Genomic DNA, 21,321 nt, shown 5'->3' with positions numbered 1-21,321 from the left:
TTGCGATTAAGAATGGATTGTACTGAATTTAACGTAACGAATAGAATGAATCGCGCACTGATCCCAAGAATTAGGCTCGCGTTATAACAATAAGATAGGACGGAAGTATGACTGAACAAGCTGTCGACCAAACTCAACAAAATTTATCAGCTGAAGAAATAGAAAAGCTGCGTCAAGAGTGGGTCAGAACTCAATTTCAAAAAGCCAATCGTTTTCTCGCTGAAAAAGGCGTGATCCCAAGCAAAGTCCTAGCCGATGAAAGCCGTTATCTTGCGCCTTATATGGCGATTTGGAAGATGGAATCAAAGCGCCCAAGCAACAAAACCTATTGGGTGATGTCAGGTGATTTACCGTCGGATTTTGTCGATGTCAAAGTGGCGGCGACGGCCCGTGATGCCGTGCGTCATTTCTCTATGATGTGGCAAATGCAGGCGGAAAACTTAGTGCGTTCGGGTGCAACCCGTGATGCCACTCAGGCTAAATTTGCTCAATTATTAGTATCGCGTGCCGAGAGTTTATATCGTATGCACAACGACGATAAACTGTGGAATGCTTAAACTCAAATGAGTTAAGGATTGTATTTAGATAGTATTGAGTTAATACAGTCACTTGTGTTGATTGATACTGATAATTGAAATAATAAGGCACTCAATTGAGTGCCTTATTTATGTTGATGTTTTATTTACACTTTATATTAAGAAAAAGGTCATCGAGCAGAGTCGATAGGGCTTATTCTTCGCTGTCGCTCAAGTAGTAGAAACCTTGATTGATGAGTTTCAACAGTAAGGCTTGGACTTCTTCATGTTGACATATTTCAGTCGCTTCATCGGCGTTTAAGCTGACGTTATCGCTCAACTGTGTGATCACATCTGCCGGTGTATTTAGCAGTTCGTGCACATCACCATTGATGAATAATCGCGGCGTGGCGTCATTTTCAAGGCGCAATACTTTCAAACCGCCGATACGGTTGACGCCAGCACCTTGGGCGAAGGCATCTTGCAAATCTTCAATGCTGTAAGCTTCTTCGCCTTCACACAAGTCAAGCTCGAAACGGTTTTGACTGAGCAACTTACCTAACACGATTTGGTAGCTATTGGGATCTTGGCTCAGTTGACTCAAGAGTGACATTATGCCCACTTGGTGATCTTGGCTGACGATACCGGCTGAACTCGGCTCAGTTTGCGACGTGAAACGCTGCTGACCTAAGTTATTGTCGAGCAAATAATCGGCGACTTCACTGACCAATTCTTGCTGGCTAGGAGCGCGGAAACCAATCGAGTAACTCATTGCCACAGTTAGGGTTTCGCCGCAGTGTGGGAAACCAGGTGGAATATAAAGCATGTCGCCTTTTTCTAACACTACATCGATAATGGGTGTGAAGTCTTCAACCAGCGGCGAGTTTGGATTGCCGCCACGGCGTTGTTGCGGGGTATTGTCACCCACAGTCCAGCGACGCTCACCTTCGCCTTGAATGATAAACACATCGTAGTTATCGACGTGTGGGCCGACACCGCCACTTGGAGTTGCAAATGAGGCCATCAAGTCATCGAAGCGCCAGTCAGGTAAAAAGCGTAGAGCTTCAACTAATGGTTGCGAATCTGGATACCAATGGTTGACTGCTTGCACTAATAACTGCCAATGGGTTTCGCCATAGCTGTCGTAATCTTCAAACGGACCTTGCACTACTTCCCAATCATTGTCTTTGGTGACGACGATGCGTGAAGAGATTTCTTCTTCACAGGCAAGACCTGCTAGTTCGTCGGCGCTGATTGGATCTTCAAACTGCGGAAACGCTTTTTTGATCAGCAGGGGTTTCTTTTGCCAGTACTCACTAAGAAACTGGGCGATATCGAGATTGAGTGTATACATAGTGTTAAAAAAGGCGACCACATCGCGGTGATGTGAGTCGCCTTAATCCTTATTTCTGTTTATGAAAGAGTATTGTCCATCGCCAATTTCAGTTAATAACTAATTTCAGTCAATAGCTTACTATTAGTTAATCGCCAATTTTAATTAATAATTTACTTCAGTTCGTCGACAAACGTTTCGGCACGACCAATGTAATTGGCGGGCGTCATTTTCTTCAGTTCAGCTTTCACTGAGTCTGGTAATTCAAGTCCGTCAATAAACACTGACAGTTGCTGCGCGTCGATACGTTTACCGCGCGTCAGTTCTTTTAATTTTTCGTATGGCTTTTCAATGCCATAACGACGCATCACAGTTTGTACTGGTTCTGCTAACACTTCCCAGTTGTGATCGAGTTCATCACGCAGATGCGCTTCGTTAACTTCTAACTTGCTGATGCCTTTTAAGGTCGCTTGATACGCGATCAACGCATGGGCAATACCCACGCCTAAGTTACGCAGTACAGTCGAGTCAGTTAAGTCACGTTGCCATCTTGATAGCGGCAGCTTAGACGCTAAATGTTGCATCAGGGCGTTAGCGATACCTAAGTTACCTTCAGAGTTTTCAAAATCGATTGGGTTAACTTTGTGCGGCATAGTCGATGAACCGATTTCACCAGCGATAGTGCGTTGTTTGAAGTGACCTAGGGCGATGTAACCCCAAATATCACGGTCAAAGTCAATCAGCACAGTGTTGAAACGGGCAACCGCATCAAACAATTCGGCAATGTAATCGTGTGGCTCGATTTGCGTCGTGTAGGCATTCCAGTGCAAGCCAAGGCTAGTCACAAAACGCTCAGACAGCTCATGCCAATTAACTTCAGGATAGGCTGACAGGTGAGCATTGTAGTTACCTACGGCACCGTTCAGTTTGCCCATGATTTCAACATTGGCGATTTGTTTGATTTGACGTTCAAGGCGCACTGCGACGTTCGCCATCTCTTTACCGAGCGTCGATGGGGACGCGGGTTGGCCATGGGTGCGTGACATTAACGGCACAGAGCGATATTCAATCGCCAGCTTTTTAATCGCAGTCAGTAACTCGTTGCAGTAGGGCAGTAATACTTGTTCACGGGCTTCAGTCAACATTAAACCGTGGCTTAAGTTGTTGATATCTTCAGAAGTACAAGCAAAGTGAACAAACTCACCCACAGCGGCTAATTCGCTATTGCCCGCGATTTTTTCTTTAATGAAGTATTCAACCGCTTTTACATCGTGGTTAGTGGTACTTTCGATAGCCTTAACACGCAGCGCATCTTGTTCGTTGAAATTGTCTTTAATGCCATCGAGTACGGCGATAGCTGACGCGCTCAATGTTGGCACTTCGCTAATGTCTGGACAGTCGGCTAACAGTTTTAGCCAATTGATTTCAACCTGAACACGGTACTTGGTAAGACCGAACTCGCTGAAAATCCCTCTCAATGACGCGGTTTTACTACCATAACGACCGTCTACCGGAGAGATAGCAGTTAGTGCGGAAAGATCCATGTGTAGCTCCTTGATGAACGCTAATTTTATTATAGGGTAAGACTTTTCTTGGCTGTATCGACTATGGCTTTGCGGGCGAAGACTAAGTGTCGACGTTTACCGCCCAACTGACGCCACAGTACTGCGCTGCGTATAGCGGCAAGCAGCAGAGCACGAATTTTATGTTGTACAATAGGGCGCTGCAAACACACAGGATTACCCGAAATTTGGATTTTTGGCCCTAAATTACTGATGATGTCACTGTAAATGCTGGCAAGATTGGCAACAACTTGCTCATCTGTGATGGCAAAATGATGTAGCTGGCGATTCACTTGATTAATACGTTCAGCCAACATGCCTAAGCCACTGTTAGAGCGCACGAGTTTACGCTCAAGGGCAAGCACGCCCACTAAATAGCGGGTGATTTCAACATCTTTTTGGCTGCTGTCACCGAGCTGGTTCAGGATCAGCTTATAGCCTTTTTGCAATACGATTTTATCTTGATAGACATCGGCCGTATTGTCAGGATTGGTGACGAGAATGGTGTTTAAGCTCGCTGCGAGCTCAGCATTATCCAATTCGCCATGGCGCGCTAAATGTTGAACTTGGGCAATGGCTTGCAGTATGCCTGCAAACGCCATCGTCCGATTAATGAGTTGCTCGTTCACGCTTTACCCTCGGATTAATTGATCTATGATGCCGCCACCTAGGCAGACTTCACCATCATAAAATACCGCAGACTGTCCAGGCGTCACCGCCGCTACAGGTTCATCGAAGACCACGCGCAAGGTGTGTTCATCTGTGTAGGTTAATGTACAAGGCACATCTTGTTGGCGATAACGGGTTTTGACAGTGATATGACAACCATCGACAGGCCCAGTTCTATCTACCCAATGCAGTTGGTTAACTGTCATGCCGGTCGACATCAAACGGGGATGGTGTCCGCCTTGACCCACGATCAATACGTTACGCTCAAGATCTTTATCGACCACATACCAAGGATCGTCATTGCTGTTTTTCATGCCGCCAATGCCTAAGCCTTTACGTTGGCCTAAAGTGTGGTACATGAGTCCTTGGTGCGTGCCTATGACTTCGCCTTCTGGGGTTTCGATATTGCCAGGCTGCGCCGGTAAATAAGTCCCTAGAAATTCAGTGAACTTGCGCTCACCGATAAAGCAGATGCCGGTACTGTCTTTTTTGTCATGGGTGATTAGGCCCATTTCTTTCGCAATTTCACGAACTTGATGTTTTTCGAGCTCACCGACAGGGAACAGGCTTCGGGCAACTTGCTCATGGCTAAGGGTGTAGAGAAAATAGCTTTGGTCTTTATTGCCATCAACGCCACGGAGCATTTGCGTACTGCCGTCGCTGTTATCGCGACGGCGAACATAGTGACCCATTGCGATGTAATCGGCGTCGAGGATTTCATCGGCAAATTCTAAAAATGCCTTAAATTTGATTTCTTTGTTGCACATGATATCGGGATTTGGCGTGCGCCCGGCTTTGTATTCGGCGAGGAAATACTCAAACACATTGTCCCAATATTCGGCAGCAAAGTTGACTGTATGTAGCTTGATCCCGAGTTTGTCGCACACGGCTTGGGCGTCTTTTAAATCTTCTGCGGCCGCGCAGTACTCGTTGTTGTCATCTTCTTCCCAGTTCTTCATGAAAAGGCCTTCAACCTGATAGCCTTGCTGCATAAGCAAATAGGCTGAAACAGATGAATCTACACCGCCGGACATGCCGACAATGACTTTTTTTCCTGTATGAGTGGGTTCGATTGATGTCATAAATCCTAAAAACCATTGAGTATGTGTGTTGGCTAGGTGGATGAATTTAAGCCGCGACATTGAGCGCGTAACAAAAATACCTAACCTAACTAAAAATATGGGCTAACTAAAAATCCAAGCTCACTTTAAATCCAAGCTAACTTTACATCTAGGTGCTGTGCTGCTGATTGTTAAATCAAACTTTGCCTGCGCTATCAAATAAAATGAGTCCGCAAACTGTCAGTAAACCTCGCATTTACGGCCAACTATTTATTTGCTGTACAAGGCCTCTGCAGTAGCACACGCATTAAGCTTAGCCAGCCGTTTATGCGGGGTGGTATTCTATCACGCCTTGCTCGCTTGGGCTATCGTGAGGCGGTCACTATTGAGTAAGCTAAGGGGATAAGTTTGGCCATTTTGTGCCTGATTGAGATAGTCTTTTAAGCAATCGAGTACTAAGGGACTGCGCAGTAAAGATGGCTTGGCTTCTATCTGCGCAAGACTTAACCAATGCGCACTATGGATCGCTTTATCCTGCGGCGCAGGTGAGGGCATATCATCTAACTGCACGAAAAAAGTAAAGCGTACAAAGGCTAAGTCTTCACTGGCGCTGAGTTGATAAATGCCGACGAGTCCTTGGGCTTTGAGTGATAACCCCGTTTCTTCAAATACTTCGCGCTCACAGGCTTGGATTAAACTTTCATTTGCTTCTAAGTGACCCGCGGGTTGATTAAAGCGTTGCTCGCCTTCAATCCACTCTTCTACCATCAGATATTTGTCCTGTGAAGTTGCATGAACAATACAAGCGACGGTCACATTGGGTTTATATCTTTGACTCATGGAGCCTCCTTTGAGTGGACATGGTGCCACTTTTTAGTGGCGTTGAGCGCAGAAATTAGGCTGAAATTTAGACTTCATCACCGAGACGGATGCATTTGTGCTCACCCGATGGCAAATTATCTAGACTCCATTGGCCTATTTTATAACGGATTAATCTTAAGGTCGGAAAACCGATATGCGCTGTCATGCGTCTGACTTGGCGGTTGCGGCCTTCATGAATTTGGATTTCTAGCCAAGTTGTTGGGATATTTTTGCGCTCTCTCACCGGTGGATTACGTGGCCAAATGTCAGGTGAATCCATGATTTTGACTTTAGCAGGCAGCGTTATACCATCATTTAATTCAACACCTTGGCGCAGTTTTGTCAGTACATCTTCCGTCGGAACGCCTTCTACTTGCACCCAATAGGTTTTAAAGGTTTTCTTTTTCGGCTCTGTCAGTCTTGCCTGTAATTGACCGTCATTGGTCAGCAACAACAAGCCTTCACTGTCTCTGTCTAAGCGGCCTGCGGCATACACGTCAGGAATGGGGATATAGTCTTTTAGGGTCTTGCGACCTTGTTCATCGGTAAACTGGCAAAGTACATCAAAAGGTTTATTAAACAGCACAATAATCGGCGCAATCGTTTGGCTCTGCACCGGTTTTGCCGCCGCAATTGCGCGTCGATTAGGATTTTTAAAGGGTTCTTTCTTTAAACTGCCATTGGCATTTCGTACTGGCGCCACTTTGCTATCTACGGCGGTAGCGCGGTTGACAGGGCCTCTGCTGGCGGGCTTAGCGGGTTTAATCGGGCTCTTGGCCGGGGAACTTGCGCTGGCATTGGCACCTTTAGGTTGAAACTTGTTTTTGGTCATACTTTTGCTAACAGGAGGTTGAGACACGCTTACCTGACTTGATTGAGTCGTTAATGTGGTCATAGTGTACTTGGCATTCGCCGTTAGTGGAATTTGAATATTATTGCGAATGCTCTATGATGTCGGCCAGAAAATGTGATCTGTGCCTAAATGTTTATTAGGTTTTAATGAGTCGTTGTAACAAATTTTAGCTTGCGCGCAAAGACAGAAGGGCATTGAGAATTTTAAAGATGAGGGTGTGGTCGATTGCCTTGATTGATATTTTTCCTGTGCTCAGATTTGTTCGCCATGCTATAAAATTATTATAAAAAATATTAAATTTTACAATAATGTAGGATGTAACATGAAAGATAACTCATCAACAATTATTTACACTGAAACAGACGAAGCGCCAGCACTGGCCACCCTCTCACTCTTACCTATTATCAGAACGTTTACCGACGCCGCGGGCGTTGCGGTTGAAACCCGTGATATCTCGTTATCGGGCCGTATTATTGCCAGTTTCCCTGAGCAACTGACCGAAGCACAAAAGATTGGCGACCATCTGACAGAGCTTGGCGAGTTAGCGAATCAGCCAGAAGCGAACATCATCAAGTTACCGAATATCAGTGCTTCGATCCCACAATTAAAAGCCTGTATCCTTGAACTGCAGCAAAAAGGTTACGACATCCCTAATTATCCGGATGAGCCAAAAACTGACGCTGAAAAGTCAATTAAAACCCGTTACGACAAGATCAAAGGTAGTGCGGTAAACCCAGTACTGCGTGAAGGTAACTCAGATCGCCGTGCCCCATTATCGGTGAAAAACTTCGCCAAGAAAAACCCGCATTCCATGGGGAAATGGGCCAAAGATTCCAAGTCACATGTTGCCCACATGACTGACGGTGATTTCTACGGTAGTGAGCAGTCTGTCACTTTATCTGGTGCGGGCAGCGTGAATATCGTGCTGACGCAAAAAGATGGTCAAGAAGTGGTGCTCAAATCGGGTCTTAAGCTGCTGGCTGGCGAAATTATCGATGCTGCGGTATTGAGTAAAAAGGCATTAGTGAGCTTCTATGAGCGTGAAATCGAAAACGCCAAAGCAGAAGATGTGCTGTTATCGCTGCATCTGAAAGCCACTATGATGAAAGTGTCTGATCCTATTATGTTTGGTCACGCTGTGAAGGTATTCTTCAAGCCAGTATTTGACAAACATGCGGCGCTTTTCGCTGAATTAGGCGTAGATGTTAACAACGGTTTTGGTGATGTTTATGCCAAAATAGCGACATTACCTGCTGATAGCCGCGCCGAAGTCGAAGCCGATATCGCCGCCGTTTACGCTGCGCGTCCCGCATTGGCTATGGTTGATTCTGACAAAGGTATCACCAACTTACACGTGCCAAGCGACATCATTATCGATGCGTCTATGCCTGCTGCGATTCGTTCATCTGGCCAAATGTGGGGACCAGACGGTCAACTGCATGACACTAAAGCCATGATCCCAGATCGTTGTTATGCCGGTATCTACCAAGAAACGATTGCTTTCTGTAAAGAGCACGGCGCTTTTGATCCTAAAACCATGGGCAGCGTGCCAAACGTGGGCTTGATGGCGCAAAAAGCCGAAGAGTACGGCAGCCACGATAAGACCTTTGAAATTCCTGCTGACGGTGTGGTCAACGTTGTCGATGCCAGTGGTAAGGTATTGATGAGCCATAACGTGGAAGCGGGCGATATCTGGAGAATGTGCCAAGTTAAAGACGCACCTATCCGTGATTGGGTAAAACTGGCCGTGCGCCGTGCCCGTTTAAGCAATACTCCAGCGGTATTCTGGTTAGATAGCAAACGTGCCCACGATGCGCAAATCATTGCTAAAGTGCAGCAGTACCTGCCAGAACATGACACTGATGGCTTAGACATCAGCATTATGTCTCCAGAAGATGCTACGCGTTTGTCTTTGGCTCGCATCAAAGAAGGCAAAGATACCATTTCAGTTACGGGTAACGTTCTACGTGACTACCTGACTGACTTGTTCCCCATCCTCGAGCTAGGCACCAGTGCCAAAATGCTGTCAATCGTTCCGCTAATGAACGGCGGCGGTCTATTTGAAACAGGTGCGGGCGGTAGTGCACCTAAACACGTGCAACAGCTTGAGAAAGAAGGTCACTTACGTTGGGATTCGCTCGGTGAATTCTTGGCTCTGGCGGCGTCTTTAGAGCATTTAAGTCAAACCGTAGGCAATCCAAAAGCCCAAGTGTTAGCCGATACGTTAGATCAAGCCATTGGCCTATTCTTAGATGGCAACAAATCGCCATCAAGAAGAGTCGGTGAGTTAGACAACCGTGGCAGCCATTTCTACTTAGCCATGTACTGGGCACAAGCCTTAGCTGCGCAAACGGGCGATGAGCAGTTACAAGCTCACTTCATTCCGTTAGCGCATGCGCTAGCGGCGAATGAGCAAGTGATTGTGGCTGAATTAGCGACGGCACAAGGTGCACCAGTCGATTTAGGCGGTTACTACCGTTTAGATGCGGCTAAGGCTGAAAAAGCCATGCGCCCAAGCGAGACGTTGAACAAGCTGTTGATTGCTTAATTTAGCTCGTTATCACTTTTAGATGGTGTGCGCGTGTGGGCCATCTAAGCTGATGTAAAGTTGTAAGTCATTAGACTGATTTTAAAAAAGGATCTGCATTGCAGATCCTTTTTTATACCCTAAATTTGCTGTCGAGACCGATGATAAAAACTTTTTGCAGGGATGCAATGGATGGTCTGCGGCTATTGAACTTGAATTAAATTCATGCGAAATGATGATGAGCGATGTAGCATTAAGTGGTGAGAATTGATGAAACACGCAGCAATAAAAAGGCAGGGACAAGTCCCTGCCTTTTAGATCATTGGCCTCACCAAACGTTATTTTGTTGGTGAAATGGCTGAAGCGTGCATCCCTTTTGGACCGGCTTCTACTTCAAATTGAACGGGTTGGCCTGCTTTTAGAGTTCGATAGCCTTCCATTTCAATGGTAGAATAGTGTGCAAAAACGTCCTCACCACCTTGATCAGGGCAAATAAACCCGAATCCTTTGGCGTTGTTGAACCATTTAACAGTTCCGCTTGCCATACTTCCACTTCCTTCTGTTGTCTACTTACCAGTAAGATAGTAAAACCTGTATAGACGGGTATTCGTTCACCGTCTGCACAACAGAATGTAAGGAGTAAATGCGGAAGTCAAGCTAAAATTAACAAAGAGGTAACAACTGATTAATTTGAACGGATCAATTGGAAGAGGCCAACACGAGAGGCTAGTATTAAAAAATGGCAAAGATAGGAAATATTGAACACGTTGAAGAACGTGTCGAATCAGAGTTAATGCCGCCTTCGATGTATAAGGTGGTACTCAATAATGATGATTACACCCCAATGGATTTTGTGATTGAAGTTTTGCAGGTTTTCTTTCGCAAGAACGAGCAGGAAGCGACCGATATCATGTTGACGATCCATCACCAAGGAAAAGGGATTTGCGGTATTTTCCCGTTTGGGATTGCAGAAACTAAGGTGATACAAGTAAATCAATTTGCAAGACAAAACCAACATCCGTTACTGTGTTCGTTAGAGAAAGCATAAAACCGCTTTACTCTGTAGTCTGTTGTTAATTTTGGGGGTGCTTATGCTGAACAAAGATCTGGAAGTCACCTTAAATCTGGCGTTTCAGCAAGCCAGAGACGCGCGTCACGAGTATATGACAGTGGAACATCTGTTATTAGCTCTGATCGACAATCCTGCGGCTCAAGAAGCGTTAATCGCCTGTGGAGCGAATCTAGATAAACTCAGAGATGAAGTGGCAAGCTTTATCCAACAAACAACCCCAATCATTGCCGATATTGATGATGACAAAGAAACTCAGCCGACGCTTGGGTTCCAGCGAGTGCTGCAACGGGCAGTATTCCATGTGCAGTCATCGGGTCGCAATGAAGTGAACGGCGCTAACGTGTTAGTCGCCATTTTCAGTGAGCAAGAATCCCAAGCCGTGTATTTACTGCGCCGCTGCGACATTAGTCGCTTAGACGTAGTGAATTTTATTTCCCATGGTTTCGCCAAAAATGATGATGCTGAGTCACATCAAGATCAAGAACGTGTTGAAGATCAGGGCGAAGGCAGCGAAGAGCGCAGTATGTTGTCGCAATTTGCGTCCAATTTAAACCTGCTCGCTAAGCAAGGGATCATCGACCCACTGATTGGTCGCGACCAAGAAATTGAGCGCGCGATTCAAACCCTGTGCCGTCGCCGTAAAAATAATCCACTGTTAGTGGGTGAGGCGGGTGTAGGTAAAACGGCGATTGCCGAAGGGTTGGCGTATCGTATCGTCAATAAACAAGTGCCCGATGTGATGCTTGAAGCCACAGTGTATTCCTTGGATTTAGGTTCACTGCTGGCGGGAACTAAGTATCGCGGCGACTTTGAAAAGCGCTTTAAGAACCTGTTAAAAGAACTGGCGGCTGATAAGCATGCCATCCTATTCATCGATGAGATCCATACCATTATCGGTGCGGGCGCGGCCTCTGGCGGCGTAATGGATGCCTCTAATCTGCTGAAACCTTTACTATCTAGCGGTAACTTGCGCTGCATGGGCTCGACAACTTTCCAAGAATATCAAAGTATTTTTGAGAAAGACCGCGCACTTGCACGTCGTTTCCAAAAGGTGGATATCAATGAGCCTTCAGTGGAAGAAACCACTAAGATTTTGATGGGGCTTAAGTCTAAATACGAAGAATATCATGGGGTTCGTTATACTCAGGCCGCGATCAGCAGCGCTGCAGTATTGTCGGCCAAGCACATCAACGACAGGCATTTACCTGATAAAGCCATCGATGTGATTGATGAAGCGGGTGCGCGTATGGTGATGCTGCCTATGAGCAAACGTAAAAAGACCATAGGCCAGGCCGAGATTGAGTCGATTGTGGCGAAAATGGCACGTATCCCTGAGAAGTCGGTATCCGCTACTGATAAGGACTTACTGCGTAACCTTGAGCGTAACCTTAAGATGGTGGTCTTTGGCCAAGATAAGGCCATTGAGAGTCTGAGTTCGGCCATTCGCTTATCGCGCAGTGGCTTAGGTGCGGACCGAAAACCTGTGGGGAGCTTCTTATTCGCCGGTCCCACCGGTGTGGGTAAAACCGAAGTCACTAACCAACTGGCCAACTGCTTGGGGATGAAACTGGTGCGCTTTGACATGTCTGAGTACATGGAAAGCCATACAGTGTCACGCCTGATTGGTGCGCCTCCTGGTTATGTGGGTTATGACCAAGGTGGCTTGCTCACGGATGCTGTGATTAAAAATCCGCACTGTGTCGTGCTATTGGATGAAATTGAGAAGGCCCACCGTGATGTCTATAACCTGCTGTTGCAGGTGATGGATCACGGTACTTTGACCGATAACAATGGTCGTAAGGCTGACTTCAGACATGTGACTTTGGTGATGACCACTAACGCGGGTGTACAGGAGACTATTCGTAAGTCGATCGGCTTTACCCAGCAAGATCACACCCAAGATGCATTATCTGAAATTAATCGAGTATTTTCGCCAGAATTTCGAAATCGTCTCGATTCCATCATTTGGTTCAATCATTTGGATATGACGATTATCGCCAAAGTGGTCGATAAATTCTTGGTGGAATTGCAGGCTCAGTTGGATGCAAAACACGTTACTTTGGAAGTCAGCGACGAAGCCAGAACCTTGTTGGCCGAGAAAGGCTACGATAAGAACATGGGCGCACGTCCAATGGCTCGGGTCGTGACCGAATTGATCAAACGTCCATTGGCAGACGAGATCTTATTTGGTGTCTTAGAGTCCGGCGGAGTGGCGCATGTGGATGTGAAGGAGGGCGAGATTGTCATTCGCACCGAACGTCACGAAAAAGCGACAACAAAAGCTTAACGCTTGATTATCCATTAGTTTTAGACATAAAAATGGCTGCAATTGCAGCCATTTTTTTCATCTTTCGCAAACAAAAAAACCCGGCCTTGCCGGGTTTTTAAATCTAAGAGGCTATATCAGCGTGCGCGGAAGACAATGCGACCTTTGGTCAGATCATAAGGAGTCAGCTGGACGGTAACTTTATCGCCAGTGAGGATCCGGATGTAGTTTTTACGCATTTTGCCTGAAATGTGGGCTATCACCACATGACCATTTTCAAGCTCTACACGAAACATTGTGTTTGGCAAGGTTTCAAGGATAGTGCCTTGCATTTCAATGTTGTCTTCTTTCGCCATTAATTAATTATCCCATTAGCCTTCGAATATAAAAAACGGGCGTATCATGCCCCAAATTCCCCCCGCTGTAAAGGGGAAGTACTTAGCAAACTTGGGAATACTCCCAGCCCGTCGGTGTCAGAATTTGATATGGGCGATACAAACGCTTGTAAGACATCTTACGGTTTTCATCTATTTGATATCCGAGATAAACAAATTCTTTATTCATGAGTTTCGCCAGTCGACACTGAATTAAAATCAACAGTGCGCCGAGGGAGCGATGTTCTTCGTCGGGGTCAAAATAGCTGTAAATTGCCGAAAGACTATTGGGCAAACTATCAGTGACCGCAACTGCCAATAATTTATTTCCATCATAGACTTCGACAAACGTTGGCGGTAACCAATGGCAAAAAAGAAAGTGATTATATTGATCTTCACTCGGGGGAAACATGGGGCCGTCAAAATGTCGCCCACGAATGTAATGTTCATACAGGGCATATTGTTCGGCGGTTTGCTCCGATGTTATACGCCAGGTCAGATCTTGGTTTTTTGCTAAAGTGCGTTTTTGGCGTTTCGATGGGACAAATTCATGCGTTGGCACACGGATTGGTTGGCATGCACTGCATCTAGGGCAACGTGGTTTGTAGATAGAGCTACCACTGCGGCGAAAACCCACTGCGAGCAAACGCTCAAATAAAATGGGATCGAGCGTATCTTCTTGGATGACGAGTAGCTGCTCCTGTTGGCCATCAAGGTAGCTGCAGGGAAATATTTGACTGATACCGATAGCGATCGATGCTTTACTCGAGTTCAAGGATGACCTCTTTAGTGGCCCAAGTATTTGGGTCCACGGGATTGTTTCTCAGTTCGCTCAGTAACGTTATAAAATCAATGCGTTTAATAGCTTTAGCTCCCAAACTTTCTAGGTGGGGATTCATCACTTGTGCGTCGATGAGTTTGAATCCCATCTTGAGTAAATGTTGTTGCAGTGCGGCAATGGCGGCCTTGGACGCATTGGTTTTACGGTGAAACATGGATTCGCCGCAAAATACTTGGCCGATCGCTAAGCCGTAAAGCCCACCGATTAAACGTTCACCTTCCCACACTTCAATGGAGTGAGCATGACCTGTGTGATGCAATTCGCGATAGGCCATTTGAATTTCTTGGGTGATCCAAGTGCCGCTCTGTTTTTCTCTTGGCTGCGCACATCCCGCCATCACATCGGTGAAAGCGTGATTGATTGTGATCCGCCAAGGTTGTTTTTTTAAGTATTTACGCAGGCTGGTGCTGATGTGAATTTCACCTGGAATAAACACGGCGCGGGGATCCGGTGACCACCATAGGATGGGATCGTCAGAATTAAACCAAGGAAAAATACCGTTGTAGTAAGCAGAGAGTAAACGTTCAGGACGTAAGTCGCCGCCGATAGCCAATAAACCATTAGGATCGGTTAAGGCGTGCTCGGGCGAAGGAAAAGCGTCAAATTCGTGATTCAGGAAAGACAGTGACTTCACAATTGAGTATGATTTAGTTATAGACCTTATTATTAAGTTAGCGGAAATTCAGATATGTGGAAACCTACTCTAGCAAGCTTTATGTTTATTTTTGCTTTTATCATCAGCCCCGCTAATGCTGGCTATGATCGCAATCAAGCCGTGCCAGTTGAGAAAGTACTCTATGGCGATATCACTTCGGTACGTAATATCACCGAAACCCAGTTAATTGAAGACCGTAATCAAGGTTGGAAAACCTTCGGCGGCGCCTTAGCGGGTGGGGTGATTGGTCATCAGTTTGGTGGCGGTTCGGGTCGAGATGTGGCGACGATTTTAGGTGCCTTGATTGGTGGGGGTATCGGTAACCGTTATGGCAGCGGTACTAGCGTGCAATCGTTTAAGCTGGTGGAACTGATGATCAATCAAGAAGATGGTACTCAGGTCATGGTGATCCAAGATTACGATGCTGGCATGACGTTTAACGCGGGTGACAGAGTTCGAGTGGTGTACCTGCAAGGTGGCGTGCGTGTTGATATCGCGATGTAAGCGATTGTCTCATATTGGATAAATTCTCATCTTCAGTAAATGGTCATCTAGAGTAACGGACGGTAATGCAATGACACGGATAGAACTAAGCCAATATTTAGCCGATTTTTTACATGTGTCGGCCTTTAAGGATTACGCACCCAATGGGCTGCAGGTAGAAGGCAAGGATGAGATCCGCACCTTAGTCACGGGCGTGACAGCGTGTCAGGCCTTGATCGATGAAGCGATTCGATTAAACGCCGATGCGATATTGGTTCATCACGGCTTTTTTTGGAAGAATGAGCCTGAAGTGATCACAGGCATGAAACAACGCCGAATTAAGGCGCTGCTCAAGCATGATATTAGCTTGTTTGGATATCATTTGCCCTTAGATGCCCACCCAATGCTCGGTAATAACGCGACTTTGGGGAGACAGCTTGGGATCATCGACGCAGAAGCCATCGAAGAGGTGGCTCAGGGGCTACTGTGGCTTGGAAAACTTGATCTTGCCGTCAGTGCTAGCGAATTTTCTCACACCCTTGAGAATGCGTTAGGCAGAGCCCCACTGCATATTGGTGATAGCGATGCAAAGATCCAACATGTAGCTTGGTGTACTGGTGGCGCACAGGATTATATCGATGTTGCGGCGAGTTTAGGTGTGGATGCGTTTATCAGTGGTGAAGTGTCCGAGCGAACGTTCCACAGTGCGGTAGAGCAGGGCATACATTATTTTGCGGCGGGGCACCATGCGACAGAACGTTTTGGCATTCAAGCCTTAGGCCGTCACCTCGCCCGCGAGTTTGATCTCGTGCACCATTTTGTGGATATCACCAATCCGGTCTAATCCATTCATAAAGCGGCTTATGATGACCATCTAACTGTTTTATTCCTAAACGAAAGGCGAGCATGGCTCGCCTTTTTTATTGTGGTTTATTATTACTTATAGTCACTTATATCCCTTTCTCTAGCGTTTGTGTAATCAGCTCGTAGCTGCTGCTAGATCAGCTCCAAAGTGGACAATACAAAGATGCCTAAGGTGCACGTGATCAGCGAGCAGACTGTGGTTAGCGCAATAATATTGGCCGCAAGGGGCGCATTGCCACCCATGGCGCGCGCCATCACATAGCTTGCGGCTGCGGTGGGTGCAGAACTCATTAAAAAAACCAGTGCTAACTCAATCCCTCGATAACCCAACAGCAAGGCCCCAATAGTGATAAAAAGCGGGGCAAAGATCAGTTTCAATGCGGTCGAGAACCAAGTTGTATGCTTTTCATGTTTGAGTGAACCAACATCGAGCGAACCGCCGGTACACAGTAGCGCTAATGGGAGGGTCATATTGGCAAAGTATTGTCCCGCATCGAGCACCATTTTCGGTACTGGAATAGCAAGCAAATAGAACAAGATGCCGGCCATAATGGCAATGATCAACGGGTTTTTGGTGATGGTCTTGATGATCATGCCAAATGCACGTTGGCTGGATTCTTCACCTTTAGGGCTTAGGCAAATAACCGCTTGAATGTTATACAGCAGCGTCATCGAGGCAACATAGACCGCGGCTAAGGCAACACCAGAACTCCCATAGGCGTTGGAAACGTAAGCTAAGCCGATAATCGCGGTATTGGCCCTAAAACCCCCTTGAATGATCACACCTTGGTCTTTGTGCTTGGGAAATAGCCGCCCAGTTGCATAGGTGGAGAGTATAAAAAACAGGAAATTGGCTGCTAAACCATAGCCAATTAAGGGCGCACTGGAGGCGAGATCGTGATTGGAACTAATGATGCTAAGGAACAGCAAGGCTGGCAGCGTCACGTTAAAGACTAATCTTGATGCGACATCAATAAAGTTTTCATTGATGATTTGGGTGCGTTTTAGGATCACACCGAGCGCTAACATCAAACAGATGGGACCCGTAATCGAGGCCGAAAACAGCAACTGCTCAACGATATTTCCCATAACGACTCCTCGAGTTATTCATTTAGCACTGCGTCGATTTTAGACTTGTCACTGATATGAATGTCACATTGCCGTGAATATCTTGTCGATAGAAATACGAGTTTTAACTCGGTCTCTTAAACCACTCAGTTAAAATTAAATGGCTTAAACTCAGTCTTTTAAAAGACTGAGTGACACTTGCGACCACGAATCGGCTCAAACAATCGATACCAACAAATAAGGCCACATAAAATGCGGCCTTATTGATTTTCGAGCGTTATCTAGCGCAGATTACTTAACTCGCATGCCAGGCTGTGCGCCTTCATGGGGTTCTAAAATCCACAGGTCGCTGCCACCAGGGCCAGCGGCCAAAACCATGCCTTCTGACATACCAAAACGCATCTTACGTGGCGCTAAGTTGGCGACCATCACAGTTAGTTTGCCTTCGAGATCTTCTGGCGAATAGGCCGATTTGATCCCTGCAAACACTTGGCGTGTTTCGCCGCCGATGTCGAGCTGCAACTTCAGTAACTTGTCAGCGTCAGCAACATGCTCGGCTTTCACGATACGAGCGATACGCAGGTCGATTTTAGCAAAATCATCAAAGTTGATGGTTTCACTAATAGGATCGTTAACCAGAGGCTCACTGCTGACATTAGATGATTCAACCGTCTTTTCAGGCGCAGCCGTCTTTGGTGCGTCGGCCGTGACTTGCAGGTTATCCTTAGAGTCGGCAACCATAGCATTTACTTTATCCAGCTCAACACGTTGCATCATGGCTTTGAATGGCGCGATTTCATGACCCGCTAAATCTTGGTTCAATGCACTCCAAGTGAGCGGTAGTTGGAAAAAGGCTTCCACATCTTGGGCTAAACGTGGCAATACAGGTTTGAGATACGTCACTAGAATACGGAACAGATTCAAGGCATTTGAACACACTTGATGGGCCGCTTCCTGTTGATCATCGTGTTTTACCATTTGCCAAGGCGCAGCATCGGCTACAAAACCGTTAGCAATATCCGCCAGTGCCATGATTTCGCGCATTGCTTTGCCGTATTCGCGCGACTCGTAAAATTCGGCAATCACCTCTTGCTTGGCTAGAAACGCCTCAGTCAGTTTGGTGTCGTTAATTTTCGCTAGCTTGCCATCGAAACGTTTAGTGATAAAACCTGCAGTGCGCGAGGCTAAGTTCACTAGCTTACCGACTAAGTCTGAATTCACGCGCTGGGCGAAATCTTCGAGATTTAAATCTAAATCGTCGATACGGCTGCTGAGTTTGGCGGCGTAGTAGTAACGTAAATATTCAGGATCTAAATGATCTAAATAAGTTCGCGCCTTGATGAAAGTGCCTTTGGATTTTGACATCTTAGCGCCGTTGACCGTCACATAGCCGTGGGCATAGACGCTGTTTGGCTGGCGGTAACCTGAGCCGTGTAACATGGCTGGCCAAAACAGACTGTGGAAGTAGACTATGTCTTTACCGATGAAGTGATAAACCTCGGCGGTTGAATCTTTGCCCCAGAATTCCTCAAAGCTCAGCTCAGGGCGTTTGTCACAGAGGTTTTTGAACGAACCCATATAACCGATAGGCGCATCTAGCCAAACGTAGAAATACTTGCCTGGCGCATCGGGAATTTCGAAACCAAAATACGGTGCATCACGGGTGATATCCCATTGCTGCAATCCTTGCTCGAACCATTCGTCGAGTTTATTGGCCATTTCGACTTGCAGGGCACCAGAGCGAGTCCACTCTTTTAGCATGCCTTCGAAGGCGGGCAGGTCGAAGAAAAAGTGCTCAGTGTCTTTCATCACTGGTGTCGCACCCGATACTGCTGATTTTGGATTGATGAGCTCAGTTGGGCTGTAAGTCGCGCCGCAGGCATCACAGTTATCGCCGTATTGATCCGGTGACTTACACTTAGGACAAGTGCCTTTTACGAAGCGGTCTGGCAAGAACATGGATTTCTCAGGATCGAACAGTTGAGAAATACTCTTGCTCTTGATATAGCCATTCGCACGTAGCTTGAGATAAATATCACTCGCCAGTACGCGGTTTTCATCGCTGTGGGTGCTGTGATAGTTATCGAAGGCGATATTGAAATCGGCAAAATCCTGCTGATGTTCTTTGTTCACTTGGGCAATCATGTCTTCTGGCGCTATGCCTAATTGCTGTGCTTTAAGCATGATTGGCGTGCCATGGGCGTCATCGGCACAAATATAGTGGCACTCATGTCCACGAAGCTTTTGATAACGCGACCAGATATCTGTCTGTATGTATTCCAGCATGTGACCTAAATGTATCGGTCCGTTTGCATAGGGAAGTGCGCTGGTCACGAGAATTTTACGTTGTGAAGTTGCCATCTTGTCTCAAATATCGTGGTGGGCCAAAAATATTGGTAGAGATACTAACCGATTACAGGATGATTTTCATCAAAACCTGAGCCAATTGAGCTAAATCTGCGCTAATGTTTTCTGCATTATCTGGTACACTTGGGCAAATTTATTGGTGGGGGTAATTCTTTTGTCTTCAACTCAAACTGATTATCGTCTGAATGACGATCTTCTCGGGCCAGTTCTGGCTATTCTCGATTCATTTGTTGACCCGTATCTCGCTAAAGGGTTAGTGAGCGCAGGATGCGTAAATAAGCTGGCATTGGAAGGTAAGCGTTTGCAGCTTGGCTTAGTCTATCCATATCCTTGTATGACTCAGTATCGCGACACTGTTATGGCGCTGACGAATAAGTTAGCGGTGCTCGATGCTATTGATGAAGTCGAGTGTGAAATCGATTTTCAACCTAAAGCCTACTCAGCGTTATCTTCTATTGCGCCGATTGCCAATGTGAAGCAAGTAATTGCCGTAGCCTCAGGTAAGGGCGGCGTGGGTAAGTCAACCACAGCGGTGAACTTAGCTTTGGCATTAGCGGCTGAAGGTGCGCAGGTGGGTATTCTCGATGCGGATATTTACGGCCCGTCAGTGCCTATGATGTTAGGTATTCCTAATTTCAGACCGCTTTCCCCCGATGGCAAACATATGACTGCCGCCAGTGCCCATGGTATTGCCGCGCAGTCGATTGGTTTTATGCTCAGTGGTGATGAAGCTGCCGTGTGGCGTGGCCCAATGGCTGCGGGCGCGTTAACCCAGTTACTGAATGAAACCCAATGGCCAGAACTGGATTATTTAGTCGTTGATATGCCACCAGGCACAGGGGATATTCAGCTCACGTTATCGCAAAAAGTTCCTGTGAGCGGCGCCGTTATCGTGACTACACCGCAGGATATCGCGCTGGCCGATGCCAAGAAGGGCATCAATATGTTCCAGAAAGTGAACATTCCTGTGCTGGGTATTGTCGAGAACATGAGTTTCCATTTATGTCCTGAGTGTGGTCATAAAGAACATCCATTTGGAACACACGGCGGCAGTAAAATCGCTGAACGCTATCAAGTTCCACTGTTAGGCGCTTTGCCGCTGCACATCAATATCCGTGAAGCCATGGATAATGGTGCGCCGACCGTCGTTGCCGATCCTGACAGTGAAGTCGCAGCTCTTTATCGGGAAATTGCCCGTAAAGTGGGCGCAGAATTGGCTTTAAAACAAAGCCAGAAAACAGTTTCTATTAGTGTTTCAGATGACGAGTAAGGTTTAAGGGTATGAATTCTCAGCAGTGTGTCATTATTGCAATTGCTGGCGCGTCAGCATCGGGCAAAAGTTTAATTGCCAAAACGATTTTTGACGAATTGCGCCGCGATTTAGGCACAGATCAAATTGGGGTAATTAATGAAGACGCGTACTATCGCGATCAGAGTCATTTATCCATGGATGAACGGGTATTAACGAATTACGATCATCCAAAAGCGCTGGACCATCAATTGTTGTGCACGCATTTACAGTTGCTCAAGTCTGGCGAAGCTGTTGATATCCCTTGTTATAGCTATACAGAACATACACGCACTGCAGAAACTTTAAAGATGACACCGAAAAAGGTGATCATTTTAGAAGGTATCTTATTGCTGACCGATCCTAAGTTACGTGCCCTGATGGACGCGAGTGTGTTTATGGACACGCCGCTGGACATTTGTTTCCTACGTCGCTTAACTCGTGATGTGGCCGAGCGGGGCCGTACTATGGAGTCTGTGATTTCACAGTACAAGAAAACCGTGCGTCCTATGTTCTTACAGTTTATCGAACCCTCGAAACAATACGCCGATATTATCGTTCCCCGTGGCGGCAAAAATCGTATTGCGACCGATATTTTAAAGACTCGTATCCAACATTTACTGGCAAAATAACGACATAAAAACTCAAGGAGTAATAGGCAA

Annotated in this window: 20 protein-coding genes; 8 read left to right on the top strand and 12 right to left on the bottom strand. The window is 46.4% G+C overall.

Features of this window, described 5'->3' with window-relative positions; genetic code table 11:
* Nucleotides 1-107: 107 nt before the first annotated feature.
* On the top strand, nucleotides 108-557 hold the full coding sequence (locus L5M37_RS04995) for a DUF4826 family protein (RefSeq protein ID WP_011789106.1): 450 nt from the start codon (nucleotides 108-110) through the stop codon (nucleotides 555-557).
* A gap of 172 nt (nucleotides 558-729) precedes the next feature.
* On the opposite strand, the gene L5M37_RS04990 is transcribed toward L5M37_RS04995, so the two are convergent.
* The 6 genes from L5M37_RS04990 to rluE all read right to left on the bottom strand — a co-directional run bounded on the left by L5M37_RS04990 (nucleotide 730) and on the right by rluE (nucleotide 6,833).
* Nucleotides 730-1,869 carry a cupin domain-containing protein gene (locus L5M37_RS04990; RefSeq protein ID WP_263199617.1) on the bottom strand — a complete coding sequence of 380 codons (1,140 nt, stop codon included), beginning with the start codon at nucleotides 1,867-1,869 and terminating at the stop codon, nucleotides 730-732.
* Between the two features lie 152 nt (nucleotides 1,870-2,021).
* Nucleotides 2,022-3,392, bottom strand: coding sequence for an adenylosuccinate lyase (gene purB, locus L5M37_RS04985; protein WP_263199616.1), 1,371 nt, complete (start codon nucleotides 3,390-3,392; stop codon nucleotides 2,022-2,024).
* A gap of 29 nt (nucleotides 3,393-3,421) precedes the next feature.
* On the bottom strand, nucleotides 3,422-4,039 hold the full coding sequence (gene hflD, locus L5M37_RS04980) for a high frequency lysogenization protein HflD (protein WP_131523325.1): 618 nt from the start codon (nucleotides 4,037-4,039) through the stop codon (nucleotides 3,422-3,424).
* Nucleotides 4,040-4,042: 3 nt separating this feature from the next.
* Complete coding sequence (mnmA, locus tag L5M37_RS04975) at nucleotides 4,043-5,161, bottom strand: tRNA 2-thiouridine(34) synthase MnmA (RefSeq protein ID WP_014610717.1); 1,119 nt, start codon at nucleotides 5,159-5,161, stop codon at nucleotides 4,043-4,045.
* A 324-nt stretch (nucleotides 5,162-5,485) separates the two neighbouring features.
* Complete coding sequence (locus tag L5M37_RS04970) at nucleotides 5,486-5,980, bottom strand: NUDIX hydrolase (protein WP_263195978.1); 495 nt, start codon at nucleotides 5,978-5,980, stop codon at nucleotides 5,486-5,488.
* Between the two features lie 67 nt (nucleotides 5,981-6,047).
* Nucleotides 6,048-6,833 (bottom strand): 23S rRNA pseudouridine(2457) synthase RluE, encoded by a 786-nt coding sequence (gene rluE, locus L5M37_RS04965; protein ID WP_263199614.1) that lies wholly within the window; start codon nucleotides 6,831-6,833, stop codon nucleotides 6,048-6,050.
* A 343-nt stretch (nucleotides 6,834-7,176) separates the two neighbouring features.
* Between rluE and L5M37_RS04960 the strand changes: the two genes are divergently transcribed.
* The gene (locus L5M37_RS04960; protein ID WP_263199613.1) at nucleotides 7,177-9,402 is read left to right on the top strand and encodes an NADP-dependent isocitrate dehydrogenase; all 2,226 of its coding nucleotides are present in this window, start codon (nucleotides 7,177-7,179) and stop codon (nucleotides 9,400-9,402) included.
* Between the two features lie 317 nt (nucleotides 9,403-9,719).
* On the opposite strand, the gene cspD is transcribed toward L5M37_RS04960, so the two are convergent.
* Complete coding sequence (gene cspD, locus L5M37_RS04955) at nucleotides 9,720-9,926, bottom strand: cold shock domain-containing protein CspD (RefSeq protein ID WP_006081937.1); 207 nt, start codon at nucleotides 9,924-9,926, stop codon at nucleotides 9,720-9,722.
* A 194-nt stretch (nucleotides 9,927-10,120) separates the two neighbouring features.
* Between cspD and clpS the strand changes: the two genes are divergently transcribed.
* A complete protein-coding gene (clpS, locus tag L5M37_RS04950) occupies nucleotides 10,121-10,429 on the top strand; it encodes an ATP-dependent Clp protease adapter ClpS (protein WP_006081936.1) in 309 nt (102 codons plus the stop codon).
* Between the two features lie 43 nt (nucleotides 10,430-10,472).
* The gene (gene clpA / locus L5M37_RS04945) at nucleotides 10,473-12,740 is read left to right on the top strand and encodes an ATP-dependent Clp protease ATP-binding subunit ClpA (protein WP_263199612.1); all 2,268 of its coding nucleotides are present in this window, start codon (nucleotides 10,473-10,475) and stop codon (nucleotides 12,738-12,740) included.
* 116 nt (nucleotides 12,741-12,856) lie between these two features.
* On the opposite strand, the gene infA is transcribed toward clpA, so the two are convergent.
* The 3 genes from infA to aat all read right to left on the bottom strand — a co-directional run bounded on the left by infA (nucleotide 12,857) and on the right by aat (nucleotide 14,568).
* The gene (infA, locus tag L5M37_RS04940) at nucleotides 12,857-13,075 is read right to left on the bottom strand and encodes a translation initiation factor IF-1 (protein WP_006081934.1); all 219 of its coding nucleotides are present in this window, start codon (nucleotides 13,073-13,075) and stop codon (nucleotides 12,857-12,859) included.
* Between the two features lie 82 nt (nucleotides 13,076-13,157).
* Nucleotides 13,158-13,868 carry an arginyltransferase gene (locus L5M37_RS04935; protein WP_105252670.1) on the bottom strand — a complete coding sequence of 237 codons (711 nt, stop codon included), beginning with the start codon at nucleotides 13,866-13,868 and terminating at the stop codon, nucleotides 13,158-13,160.
* On the bottom strand, nucleotides 13,855-14,568 hold the full coding sequence (aat, locus tag L5M37_RS04930; RefSeq protein WP_263199611.1) for a leucyl/phenylalanyl-tRNA--protein transferase: 714 nt from the start codon (nucleotides 14,566-14,568) through the stop codon (nucleotides 13,855-13,857). Before aat ends, L5M37_RS04935 begins: the two co-directional genes overlap by 14 nt.
* 54 nt (nucleotides 14,569-14,622) lie before the next feature.
* Here aat and L5M37_RS04925 point away from each other — a divergent pair, with 54 nt between their 5' ends.
* Together L5M37_RS04925 and L5M37_RS04920 are read left to right on the top strand one after the other, a co-directional pair.
* Complete coding sequence (locus tag L5M37_RS04925; protein ID WP_198572315.1) at nucleotides 14,623-15,093, top strand: glycine zipper 2TM domain-containing protein; 471 nt, start codon at nucleotides 14,623-14,625, stop codon at nucleotides 15,091-15,093.
* A 70-nt stretch (nucleotides 15,094-15,163) separates the two neighbouring features.
* A complete protein-coding gene (locus tag L5M37_RS04920) occupies nucleotides 15,164-15,916 on the top strand; it encodes a Nif3-like dinuclear metal center hexameric protein (protein ID WP_263199610.1) in 753 nt (250 codons plus the stop codon).
* 152 nt (nucleotides 15,917-16,068) lie between these two features.
* Here L5M37_RS04920 and L5M37_RS04915 read toward each other — a convergent pair whose 3' ends face one another.
* Nucleotides 16,069-17,025, bottom strand: coding sequence for an AEC family transporter (locus tag L5M37_RS04915; protein ID WP_263199609.1), 957 nt, complete (start codon nucleotides 17,023-17,025; stop codon nucleotides 16,069-16,071).
* Nucleotides 17,026-17,295: 270 nt separating this feature from the next.
* A complete protein-coding gene (metG, locus tag L5M37_RS04910; RefSeq protein ID WP_263199608.1) occupies nucleotides 17,296-19,365 on the bottom strand; it encodes a methionine--tRNA ligase in 2,070 nt (689 codons plus the stop codon).
* A gap of 160 nt (nucleotides 19,366-19,525) precedes the next feature.
* Here metG and apbC point away from each other — a divergent pair, with 160 nt between their 5' ends.
* Nucleotides 19,526-20,641: an iron-sulfur cluster carrier protein ApbC gene (apbC, locus tag L5M37_RS04905; RefSeq protein WP_263199607.1), complete on the top strand. Its 1,116-nt coding sequence runs from the start codon at nucleotides 19,526-19,528 to the stop codon at nucleotides 20,639-20,641.
* An 11-nt stretch (nucleotides 20,642-20,652) separates the two neighbouring features.
* Nucleotides 20,653-21,291 carry a uridine kinase gene (gene udk / locus L5M37_RS04900; RefSeq protein ID WP_028759746.1) on the top strand — a complete coding sequence of 213 codons (639 nt, stop codon included), beginning with the start codon at nucleotides 20,653-20,655 and terminating at the stop codon, nucleotides 21,289-21,291.
* Nucleotides 21,292-21,321 lie beyond the last annotated feature (30 nt).

This window comes from Shewanella sp. SM69, from assembly GCF_025653985.1.
GTDB classification, from domain to species: Bacteria; Pseudomonadota; Gammaproteobacteria; order Enterobacterales; family Shewanellaceae; genus Shewanella; species Shewanella oncorhynchi.
This window is presented reverse-complemented; position numbering and strand designations above follow the sequence as displayed.